Source organism: Pseudomonadota bacterium, assembly GCA_030859565.1.
Classification (GTDB): Bacteria; Pseudomonadota; Gammaproteobacteria; order JACCXJ01; family JACCXJ01; genus USCg-Taylor.
Map to the genome: position 1 here is coordinate 37,408 of JALZJW010000002.1, position 10,332 is coordinate 47,739.

At 56.8% G+C, this 10,332-nt stretch carries 15 protein-coding genes and 2 pseudogenes; 7 read left to right on the top strand and 10 right to left on the bottom strand.

What is annotated here, in order from left to right:
• Nucleotides 1–26 precede the first annotated feature (26 nt).
• The 9 genes from M3436_00730 to M3436_00770 form a co-directional block, all read right to left on the bottom strand.
• Nucleotides 27–1,763 (bottom strand): AAA family ATPase, encoded by a 1,737-nt coding sequence (locus M3436_00730; protein ID MDQ3562707.1) that lies wholly within the window; start codon nt 1,761–1,763, stop codon nt 27–29.
• Nucleotides 1,763–2,245: a hypothetical protein gene (locus tag M3436_00735; GenBank protein MDQ3562708.1), complete on the bottom strand. Its 483-nt coding sequence runs from the start codon at nt 2,243–2,245 to the stop codon at nt 1,763–1,765. The genes M3436_00730 and M3436_00735 overlap by 1 nt, the downstream gene beginning before the upstream one ends.
• Nucleotides 2,227–3,237, bottom strand: coding sequence for a hypothetical protein (locus M3436_00740; GenBank protein MDQ3562709.1), 1,011 nt, complete (start codon nt 3,235–3,237; stop codon nt 2,227–2,229). Before M3436_00740 ends, M3436_00735 begins: the two co-directional genes overlap by 19 nt.
• Entirely contained in the window at nt 3,234–4,304 is a 1,071-nt protein-coding gene (locus M3436_00745) for a hypothetical protein (GenBank protein ID MDQ3562710.1), read from the bottom strand. Before M3436_00745 ends, M3436_00740 begins: the two co-directional genes overlap by 4 nt.
• Before the next feature lie 505 nt (nt 4,305–4,809).
• Nucleotides 4,810–5,745 carry a YqaJ viral recombinase family protein gene (locus M3436_00750; protein ID MDQ3562711.1) on the bottom strand — a complete coding sequence of 312 codons (936 nt, stop codon included), beginning with the start codon at nt 5,743–5,745 and terminating at the stop codon, nt 4,810–4,812.
• A 174-nt stretch (nt 5,746–5,919) separates the two neighbouring features.
• Nucleotides 5,920–6,204: a hypothetical protein gene (locus M3436_00755; GenBank protein MDQ3562712.1), complete on the bottom strand. Its 285-nt coding sequence runs from the start codon at nt 6,202–6,204 to the stop codon at nt 5,920–5,922.
• Nucleotides 6,201–6,371 (bottom strand): hypothetical protein, encoded by a 171-nt coding sequence (locus M3436_00760; protein ID MDQ3562713.1) that lies wholly within the window; start codon nt 6,369–6,371, stop codon nt 6,201–6,203. The genes M3436_00755 and M3436_00760 overlap by 4 nt, the downstream gene beginning before the upstream one ends.
• Before the next feature lie 236 nt (nt 6,372–6,607).
• A complete protein-coding gene (locus M3436_00765) occupies nt 6,608–6,817 on the bottom strand; it encodes a hypothetical protein (GenBank protein ID MDQ3562714.1) in 210 nt (69 codons plus the stop codon).
• A gap of 34 nt (nt 6,818–6,851) precedes the next feature.
• On the bottom strand, nt 6,852–7,034 hold the full coding sequence (locus M3436_00770; protein MDQ3562715.1) for a hypothetical protein: 183 nt from the start codon (nt 7,032–7,034) through the stop codon (nt 6,852–6,854).
• Nucleotides 7,035–7,240: 206 nt separating this feature from the next.
• Between M3436_00770 and M3436_00775 the strand changes: the two genes are divergently transcribed.
• The 6 genes and pseudogenes from M3436_00775 (at nt 7,241) to M3436_00800 (ending at nt 9,210) form a co-directional block, all read left to right on the top strand.
• The gene (locus M3436_00775; GenBank protein MDQ3562716.1) at nt 7,241–7,492 is read left to right on the top strand and encodes a toxin HicA; all 252 of its coding nucleotides are present in this window, start codon (nt 7,241–7,243) and stop codon (nt 7,490–7,492) included.
• Nucleotides 7,489–7,812, top strand: coding sequence for a type II toxin-antitoxin system HicB family antitoxin (locus M3436_00780; protein ID MDQ3562717.1), 324 nt, complete (start codon nt 7,489–7,491; stop codon nt 7,810–7,812). The genes M3436_00775 and M3436_00780 overlap by 4 nt, the downstream gene beginning before the upstream one ends.
• Before the next feature lie 200 nt (nt 7,813–8,012).
• Nucleotides 8,013–8,165 (top strand): annotated as a pseudogene (locus M3436_00785) (DUF6516 family protein).
• Nucleotides 8,162–8,518: a hypothetical protein gene (locus M3436_00790; GenBank protein MDQ3562718.1), complete on the top strand. Its 357-nt coding sequence runs from the start codon at nt 8,162–8,164 to the stop codon at nt 8,516–8,518. Before M3436_00785 ends, M3436_00790 begins: the two are co-directional and overlap by 4 nt.
• A gap of 26 nt (nt 8,519–8,544) precedes the next feature.
• Nucleotides 8,545–8,709, top strand: a pseudogene (locus tag M3436_00795) (transcriptional regulator).
• Nucleotides 8,710–8,733: 24 nt separating this feature from the next.
• Nucleotides 8,734–9,210 carry a helix-turn-helix domain-containing protein gene (locus M3436_00800; protein ID MDQ3562719.1) on the top strand — a complete coding sequence of 159 codons (477 nt, stop codon included), beginning with the start codon at nt 8,734–8,736 and terminating at the stop codon, nt 9,208–9,210.
• A 261-nt stretch (nt 9,211–9,471) separates the two neighbouring features.
• Here M3436_00800 and M3436_00805 read toward each other — a convergent pair whose 3' ends face one another.
• Entirely contained in the window at nt 9,472–9,732 is a 261-nt protein-coding gene (locus tag M3436_00805; GenBank protein MDQ3562720.1) for a hypothetical protein, read from the bottom strand.
• A 34-nt stretch (nt 9,733–9,766) separates the two neighbouring features.
• On the opposite strand from M3436_00805, the gene M3436_00810 reads away from it, so the two are divergent.
• On the top strand, nt 9,767–10,123 hold the full coding sequence (locus M3436_00810) for a hypothetical protein (protein MDQ3562721.1): 357 nt from the start codon (nt 9,767–9,769) through the stop codon (nt 10,121–10,123).
• Nucleotides 10,124–10,332: the final 209 nt, after the last annotated feature.

The following is a 10,332-nucleotide window of genomic DNA, read 5'->3' on the forward strand; positions in this document are numbered from 1 at the left end:
GTCCATGTATATGTTTCGTTCTTCTGTCACGCGCCCCCCAACCACACAGATTGAATAGTGTCCGGCAGCTCCTTCGGCTGGGCTTTCAGTGTGCAGAGCACGATCACCGTCTCGTGATCCTTCGCGACTTCGCAAAGCCACCCAAGCGCCTGCGCGCGTTGCGCTGGCTCCAGAATATCGAGGGAGTCAAGCACGAAGCACTGGACACCCGAGAGGTGCGCGATGGCCTCGGCAATCATCGCGTTGGCTCGCCAGCGCTCAGATCCGGACGCGAGCGCCCAGGGGCGGCTATGAATCAGTATCCCATTGGTGGTGATACTGACTGACGACCAGCCGGCCATGATGCTGCTATCGCGCAGCCGTTCGTTGATGGGCCGCATCGCACGTGACAGCAACTCCCCCGGCAGGCCATCGGGCGCGAGATCCGCGGCCAACGTGGTGAGGGCTTTGATTTCCTCGTGGAGCGCAGTCGCCCGCTGGGTATTGTTGACGGCCTCGTGATGATTGCGGGTAGCCGCTTCGAGTTGATCCAACGCTTGCCTTGCCTCGGCGCGTGCGGCGGTCATCGCCGTAATTTGCTCCTCGACTCCCGCCGCTCCTTGTGTGTCGCTCTCGTGCGCTTCTTTCAGATCGGCGAGCGCGTTCGTTGCCGCCTGCGATTGCCCCACGGCATTCAGGGTATCGACCATCAGTCGATCACCGATGTGCTTGCGATTCCCCACCTCAGTCAGCGCGAGCTTGAGTTCCTTCACCTGCGCCTCGGTCGCCTCAATCTCGGCGCTCACGTCCACGGCGACCGGATTGCCCACCATCTTGCACTCACCACGGGAGTAAACCAGGGACTCACCGCACGCCGGGCACTGGAAAAACGATCCCTGTACGGCATGCGATTCGATCGTGAGCGCGGCTTGGGCTTTCCCTAGCGCCTCACTGATCTGGCGCTCCTCGGCGGTTAAATCATCCATCTTCTTTTGGCATTCCTTTGTCGCGGCCGTGCGCGCCTCCAGCTCTCTGGCGATGCGCTTGGTCTCTCTCATAGACTGCTCGAACCGCGTGCGTTCCTTCTGTGCACCCAAGCGGGCTTGCAGTTGCCCGATCTCATGCTCATGTTTTGTGATTTCCGCCTTGAGCCGGGTGATGTCGGAAGGCGCGACGCCTGGCACCTCGCTCGACCACGCCGCGGCCTTTACAGATCCATAATTTTCTCCGGTAACGCCCCTCCACTCCCCGGTAAGCAGTGTAATGCACTCCTTAACGTGCTGATGCGCCGCCTGGAACCCACCGCTGAGACTGGTCTCGATGCGCTCAATATGCGGCTTGGCATGGCCGCGTTCTTCGAGGAGTTTGGTGATGCTGGTCGCGCTCCTGTTGACCCCCATCAAGGAATACAAAAAACTAAGGCGTGCGTTCGCATCCATCTCCGCGAAGGCGGGCGGGTCTAAAACGTAGTGCAATGCTGGATGCGGCTTCGGTGGTTGATCCTTCGAGACAATATGGCCTGTGGCGGCACTTCGTTGGTAGGCGACACCATCAACCGTAAGTTCGACGCTTCCGTTCTTGGCGCCCTCCTTGACTAATTCACGGATATTCTTTTTGTGCTCAACCCGGCAGAGTTCGTCATTAAGTACGAAGCGTAGCGCATGTGCGGTAGAGGTTTTTCCAGAACAGTTGGACCCAGCGATAAAAAGCAGAGGTTTGTCTATTTTTATATCCAGTGCGCTTATGCCGAGGAAGTTTTGAATTTTTATGCGGTTGATGCGCATCAGTACTCCTCCTCGGCATGCGCGAGTTTTGCGAACTCCATGAGCGGGACCAATACCCCGTGCGTCGTGTAATCGCGATTCTTCGCGCCGGCCGTCGGATAGTTCTCACACCATTCCGTGAGGGCGGCCCGCAGCTCCGCGAGGCGTATGAGCAGATATTTCCGCAGCGGTGGCAATGCGTAGACCACCCAATCGGCTTGCGAGGTCAGCGCCCACCCCTGCACGCCGGTCGTATCGACAGAGACGGTCCCGATGAAGGCATTGCCGGTGTCGGTAGCCCGCCAATCGGCCTTGTATTCGACGCGGAAACGCTCGCCTGATTCTCTGTCGGTGAACACTCTGTCGATACCGTTGCGCTGATCGTCCATCGAGACCCTGCGTATCGAATACCTCTCGCTGAAATGCTCGTCGAGGTCGCGTTCGACGGCTTCACCCTGGCGGAGTTTCGCTTGGAATGAATGCGTTAGCGTACGCGTGCCCATATGTCTCCAAGACCACAGAAAGATGACGTGAAGGAGCGCAGGTTGTCGCCAAGGTAGAAGATGGCCGACGGAAACGGCGCGGGGTCGGAGTTCCCAACGAACGTGAGTCTGCCCGAGATGAAGCACACCGGATAATCGCGGAGCACACGGAACCATTCGGTGTCGGTTCGTGATGGAACGAGGGCGATCGCTTCCGTGACTCTGCGCGCCTCCCCATATTCGCTATGTAGTTTTCTGACCCAGGCCCCGATTTCCCGGCCATAGGGTGGATTCATGAAGACGCGTCCGTGCCAGTCTTGCGCGAGTCCATCATCGGCCTCGGTGTAATGGCGATGCGCCGGTACGTTGGGCTCGCCTGGATTGCCGCAGGGATCGAGGTCAATTTCGCCAAGACAGGAGATGATCGCATCGAGCGCGACCTTGGGCGTGTAATGCTCTGGCGTCTCACTGGAGAAATGAACACCATGTTTTTGCTTGAGCGCGACGCCTTGGGCCTCTGGCGCGATCTCCGCGATGTCGGCTGCCCGACTTACCGGAAGTTGGCCCGAGCGCACCGCTTCGACGACTTCGGGGGCGGCGGACTTACGAACTTTCGTCGCACGTTGTACCGAGCGTTCGCTGACAGCGAGCATCCTCGCCGCTTGCGGCTGAGAAAGTCCGCCAATTGGCGGACTTCTTTGCGGCCTCCAGGCTGGCATGTTCGCGATCTCGGCCGCTATCATCGCGCGTTGGCTTTCGTTGAGGTGCCGGCGATGAAGGTTAACGGAGACGACGTAGGCAAGCGCATCCATCTGTACATCGACCTCCTCGAACACCGGATCGATGCCGAGCTTGATGCAGGCGCGGTAGCGGTTTCGGCCATCAATGATGTGGTCGCTGAGAAGCTGGATCGGCTGTAATAGTCCATGCTCTGCGATATCAGCGCAGAAATCCTCGAACTCTTCGCCAATGAGGAGCGGGAAGATGGCTGCTGCCGGATGTTCAGGTCTCATTCCACGATCATCCCCGCCGGCGCCTTGACCCTCTGGCGCGTGGAGGGGGGTGGCTCCGCTTCCTGCGTGCCGGCATCGCTCTCATCTGCGCCGATGTTTCCGGGTGGTACGCCAGCCCTCGGCGTGTGATCGGGCTCGGGCGGCTTCTTGCCGGCTGCCGCCGCCGGCTTCTGCTTCAAAGCGTCACGGACATTCTTTGCGCCCGCCTCAGCCATCGAAGCCCGCGCCGCATCGATGACAGCCGCCCAGGTGGTCTCGCCATCACGGATAGCGCCGTACAATCCGCGCAGTTTGACCAACTCCGCCGGTGAGCAGGCGCCGAAGTCGTGCCCCAGGTACTCGGATAGGTCGCTAGGCTTGACGTTGATCTCCGCGAACCCGTCGGCGATTTTCTTGCGCTCGGCGGCCGGGTCCTTCGCCGCGGTATTTTTGCGTACCTCCAGAATGATGGCCTCGCACTCGTCTTGCAGGTCCCCTGGAATGATGCGGAGCGCGAGTACGCGGATGGCCTTGCTCACAAGCGCACCCTCCTTGTTCAGGAGATCGTCATCGGTCGCCGGCACGATGTAGGTCTTATAGCCCTGCGAGTTCTGACGCACCGAGATATAACTGCCGTCATCGAGCGGCTTGCTGCGCTCCACTGTTTTCGTGAGCGTTATAGACTTATCGATGGTCTCGTTCGCTTCGAGATCGGTCACGCTTACCTTGATCATCCTAGTCAGCGTGTCGTCGTGCAGAGTGGTCGTCTCGACCAAGACATTCGTCATGCACCGGAGCGCGACTTCGGCGAAGCGGATCCCAAGGCCCTCGACACCCTTGCCGATCGGCTTGATGTAGTAGGCGCTCTTGTTCTGCGCGAAGGCCGGCCGGCGGCACTCAGCGAGAAGGTTGATGCGAACGTCGTCCCAATTGCGTGGCCTGTTCAGCGCCATGATGAAGCGCGCCTCGACTGCGGCCTTGGCTTGTGCTGCGAGCATGGTCGCGATGTTGGTGTGGGCCAGGCCCTTCTCCTGCTGCGGAGCGAGGGCTTTCAGTTTGTCGATCAGGGCGTTGGCTGTGTCTGACATAGCGATCTCCTTTTCTGTTGGTACTGTTGTTGACGTTCTAGTCTGCATTTGCGGTGAACATAGGTCCCGCTGCCACAGTGGTCTTTAATGGCCATCTGCGCCGGGTCTCCGTACTCGCGGCAGATGGCACATGCCCTAAAATTAGGGTTGCCGCACACGTCCATTGCCCTCTGCCTTACGTGCAACAAAGAGTGATACGCCTGGTCTTGGCAAATGACCAAGTTGGCGTGGCTATTATCCAGACGATCGTTATTGGCATGATGCACTTGGGCATTATCAGGCAAGGGTTTTCCGAGAACTTTCTCGGCGATCAGAATGTGCTCCTGCACCCTCCTGCCCCCAGCTCTCTTATGCAGATACCCACCCTTTGTAATTGTCCCGCTTCCCTTTGTCCTTGCCTGTTTTGCTGCAAGCGGGTCTCCATAATTGCGCCACGACTCGTAATGCCGCATACATAGACCACGTGCCAGCACACGCCCATCACAGCCTGTTATTGAACAAGCTTTCATCTCGGCTTTTTTACGAGAAATGTGCGTACTGGTTTTTCACTAGCGAACTGCCGGTAGATTTCCGGCATGTCCGCTTTCAGTTTGTTCGTGTCTATGCGGGTCTCCAAATGAGATTTGTACGTAGCTAAAATCTTCCCCCCCTCGCTCACCAATGTCTCCCCATCTTCAAGGAAGTTCTTGATTACGAAACTTAGATCCTTCTTGCGTTCCTCAGCATGTTTCGCTGTCGCTCCGACGGCGATGAGTTCGTTCCACGCGATTTCGATATCCTCTGTCGCCGTTATACGCTTGCCATCAATGTGCCTGGGAAAAAGTAATTTCAGGTCGTCGTGGGTCTGCGGGGGAGGCGCGATCCTGGGAATGATGTACTGGTCACAGAACCGCTCCTCGGCTTCCATCAGTGCGTCGATGGCGTCCTGGCTGGGTTCGTAGAGTTGCCTGTAAATCTCCATGGTCACTGGATTGAGGCAACACAGCATCAGCGCCGGCGCCACGCAGACGGCCGCGTTGTGGACCCCCTGCGCCTGGATATAGTCCGGGACCTCGACATCCAACCGCCTCCAGTTACGGGGGTGCGGGACCTTCAATTCGATGGGGATGCGCTCGCCCTCGAAGACGATCCAGCCATCGGGCAGACAATGCGCGAACGGATACTTTTTATTGCGGATAAAGTCGTTCTGGTCATGCTCGATGATCTGTATTCCGAGCACGGTGCGCAGCCGCTCGCGGGCAATGGGTTCAAGGAGCGTGCCGCGCAGCGCATCGGGGTTACTCTCCAGGTCCTCGGCCTGGCCGAGCACCATCTCGTAGTAGAGGGCGGTAGGGGTCTTGTACGGGTGCAGGCCAACCGCGGCGGCGGCGTTACTGCCGCCGATTGTCGCTCGATGAGTGGCCAGCCATTCTGTTGATTTACTCAGGTTTGTGCTCATCATATCTTCCATCACGATTTGGCTTACAATCGAGGCCAAAGCCTATTCCATACCCCCTTCGCTCAAAATCCGTAGTGCCACTCACGCACGCCTTGCAGCGGCCCGCGTGTGCGAGCGCATAAGCCTTCGAGGTTGTTCTCCCGCAACCGCATTTCGCCAAGTAGTCGTTGGTGTCCTTCACGTCTTGTCCTCCCGTGTCTCGTTCTCTATTTCCTTTATCCTTCGTTGTGCGTATCGAAGTGATGCTCTATCCAGTATCTCGCGGTACCATGCAGAAATCGGCGGGTAATCCACGGCATCGCGGGCCAGCTCTATAATCTTCTCGCGGATCTCATCGTCGCGGCTCTCGTCCAGTTCACGCAATATCAGGCGCGGATTCTCAGTAGCCGACTCTCGGAACTCATCCATGAGAGAGCCCAGCGCGGCAACCGTGCGTGGGAAGTTTTCGAGAATCTCGTTCATTTGTTTAGTCCTGCGCCCTCTGCTTTGAGGTGCAGCAATAATCGAATGACGCCCGAAATTCGGCTGTCGTGCTCTCTATCCTCATCCGCGCCTGACAGCGTATCTTCCAGGGCCTCGATCGCATCTTCAATCTCGAACACCGGATACCCGTCATGGCGACTGTTCATGTCAAATTCCTTCTCCTTTGGTAGGTGGCTTCCCGCTCAAGACCCAAGCACTATGGCCGCCCTTGGAGGAGGGCGGCCTCCTGGGAGGAGGGGTGCTTCGCTGTCACGAGCGGGGATAGCCATGTTCCTTAGTTTCCGATGAGCGTTAGTTCGCGCTGGCCTTTCTGTTCACGATGTTAACAATGAGCAAATGAACATGACGGCCATGAAAATAGCCACTATTATTTCAGGGGCCTTCATCGAGCTTCGATCTGCGCAAACGCTTCGAGTTGGCCATCAGTAATGCGCGCCCGCCAGACATCGCGGGTCTCACACGCCATGTGTTCGGCGATGCTCTCGGCGTAGGCCAGGTTGATGGCCTCGACGCCGTGGGTGGCTCCGAGTTTGACTAGGGTCTGAATGGCCGCCACTACGGCTGCCGGTTGTCTCCTTGCTGTTGCTTTCATTCCATTACCTCCAGGTTGGTTAAATCCCCCTCCCCTAGCGTGATTCGAGCATCGCGAGGAATACCTCCTCGTCCCAGTCGGCTTCGCCGCCCTCGGGGAGCCAGGTGACCCCGCAGTCGTAATGTTCCAGGCAGTAATCGGCGGCACCCTCCATGTCGTCGTGGGCGAAGGACCGCTGAAGCGTCAGACCGGATTCGTCGCGCAGTTGGATGAGCATGGGCGTAATGCTACTTACATCCTAATAACCTGTCAAGCAGACTTACGTAAGTAATCGTTCAACAGGAACCCGCCAGTGAGCGAAGGCCCAGGGGCCGGAAATAGAGCCCCCTGGCGGGCTTAGGAGGGACTAAGGGAAGCGTGGCCTTATGCGGCTCCGTCGCTGAAAGGTATCGCTACAGGGTCAATAGTGATACTATTGCGAATATGCCTCGGATAGCGGATCTCGTCGCAAGGATGCGGCTCAACCCTGCCGGGGTGCGTTTTGCCGAGCTACGGCGAGTATGCGAAAGCTATTTCGGTCGGCCAAAACAATCCGGGACAAGTCACCTCGTCTTCAAAACGCCGTGGCCTGGGGACCCTCGAATTAACATCCAGAGTAGCAAAGGCAAAGCAAAGGTTTACCAAGTGCAGCAAGTATTGCGCGCGATCGACAAGATGGAGGCCAACAAACCATGAGCGATCACTACACCTATCGTGTGACATGGTCGGCGGGAGATAAGGAGCATGTGGGTTTGTGCGTGGAATTTCCCTCGCTCAGTTGGCTGGCCAAGACGCCTGAATCAGCGCTCAAAGGGATCCGCAAGCGTGTCGCTGAGGTTGTGGCTGATCTGAGGCAGTCAGGGGAGATGATCCCAGATCCCTATGCAGATCGGGACTATAGCGGACGCTTTGTGGTGCGGGTGCCGCCCGAGCTGCATCGTCTGCTGACGGTGCAGGCCGCGGAAGAAGGAGTGAGTCTTAACCGGTTGGTGAGCGTAAGGTTGGCGGGAGATTGAGGCCATCGCCCCCGACTCGTTACGCGCGCCCTGTGGCGGGGCGCGGGCTAAAACCCGCGCCCCGCCTCATCAGGCGGACGGGACGCGGTGAACGACGCGGCCGGCCGACAGAAGGAACCGGCCGCGTTTAGCTTATCGGCCCGGCCTAGCGAGAGATAGAGACCTTAAGGCGGCGGAGATGCGATTGCGGTCGCGGCGAGGAATGCGTGGTGCGCTACGACAACGAGGTTGGCAAAGGCGATCATCGACACTACGGCGCCCATGAAGAGCCATATCTCTTTGAGTCTTTAGAAAAGTTGGTGGCAGATTTTCGTGCCGATTGCGTCAGGCTGGCCGGATGGAGGTGGTTATGAGAACGGTGGAAATCGAGGTATTGCAGTCGCAGGCGGCCCTGCAGGCGTTCAAGAAGGCGTGGCGGGAAGCCGAACGCGGTGAGGAGGTTGTCCCGCGCATCGGGTTTGAAAGCTGGGCGGAGGTGTTTTCCGCTATCACGGAGAAGCGGCTTGAGATCATTGGGTTTGTATTAGAACACAAGGGATTGAACACGCGCCAAATCGCCAAGATGCTCGATCGTGACTACAAGAATGTTTACATGGATGTTCAAGCACTCGTAGAAGTCGGGTTGCTCGATAAAGACAGCCGCGGCCGCATCTCGGCTCCGTTCGATGAGATCGTTATTCGGGCGGGACTGCGGGACGCCGCGTAGGCAAGCGCGAAACCTGAGGAGAACTTATGACCAAGACACGCACGACACGCTATGACGTAACGGAGCATCTCAGAACCGAGGAGGAGATGGCCGCCTATCTGGAGGCATGTATCGAAGAAGCCGATGGCGATGCGAGTTTCGTCGCCAAAGCCTTGGGAGACATCGAGAGAAGGATTTCTCAGTTGTTACGGTAATTTGATGCGAGTATGATGACTATGACTATAACAAACAACTATCACTACGCCGAGAGTGGGCTAGATAACATCTGGCTTGCCAATGGGTATGAGTTTGTCGATCTTCCTTCAGGAAAGCATCTGAAAATTAATGATATTGAAGGGCTTCATCGTGAGATCGGCAGAATACTTATAGAGAGCAAAAAGGACCTGACTGGAAATGAAATCAGGTTTCTTAGGAAGGAGATGCTCTTGTCTCAGGCAAGTCTTGCGAAACTGTTCGAGATAACGGAGCAAACCGTCTATCGTTGGGAAAAGAACAAAGCCGATATTCCAAAGCCGGCAGAGTCACTTATTAGAGTCCTCTACCGCGAGCATATCCACGACAATTCCGGAACAAGTATCCGAAGCAAGTTAGAGAAGCTTGCTGACCTAGAGGATGCGATTGATGGTCAAAGGATGACTGCTAGGCGCTCGAATAACAGGAAATGGCAACTTCAATTGGACTTGGCGGCTTGAGAAATTAGGAGCGGATGATTACACAGTTGCCCGCATTCTTTGGGCGTGGTGGCTGCTTGACTCTAAATCGACAGCCGGACTCAGGAGGCATTGGAGTATGCTCCAGCAGGCTCAGGCACACTATTCTTGCTGGCCTTGACCAGCCTTTACGTGGAGTGTCGAGCCATTCTGGCACGAGCCAAAGCATTCCTTCGTGTTCGATGGTATCTATCTCGTAAATCCCATCATTGAGGGGAACCAGGCTCTTGAAAATGTCTATCATTACGTGTGACGATTTTTATGGGCCGTCTCCAGCGACTCAATCATTTCTCGAAGCGTTGCATGCGACAATTCCAAAGCGCGGTCGGAAACCGGATCGGCAATCCCCTGATCGAGCAGCTTTTGTTCGACCATCAAGAGCTGTTGGATCAGCGCGCCAAGGTCGGGATGGGTCGCAGCGAAAGCGCGTAAAACCATCCAAAGCGCGCTGACTTGTACGCCGAGAATATCAACAGCGTCTGACAATGGTTTCGTGCTGGGCATGATTTCTCCTACACCGAATCGAGAGATACGTCTGTTGGACAAAAAGGTCGCTATCGATCGTCTAGCCAAGCATCTGGGTTTGGAACTCAAACCCGCATTCCTTACAGACGAAGAGATCTGCATCCGTTGCGGATTCACGCGGTTGGAGGGTGACGCTTTTCGCGTGCGAAACCCAGCACGATGGGCAAGAATGAAAGACCCCGCTTATTGGGACAAACTCGGCCGCGCGCTTCAACGCGAGGCTCGCAAGATTGCCTATGGCATCTATCTCAGTAAGGCGCGTTTGTATCCTGCGTTTCTCTGGCTCAAGTGCCAGCGAGCGACCCTTGATGTCGTTTGCTATGCGCTGAGCAGCCTGCATAAGTTCTTTTCTCGCGTCGGTCATAAGTGATCCCGGTGTGACTCACTAGGGCTTGCGATTTAACAAACGCATCAGTAACCTTCTGAAGGTTGGCCTGGGCGCTCATGTGAATACTTCGACGATTATTTCTTTGATCACGGGTGCGGCTGCTATCGCCGTAGCTATCAAAGCGATGCGGTTGGCTCGTTTTGCGGAAGCCGAAGCCTCGCGCGCAATTGAGATGGCTTTGTCCGCGCGCG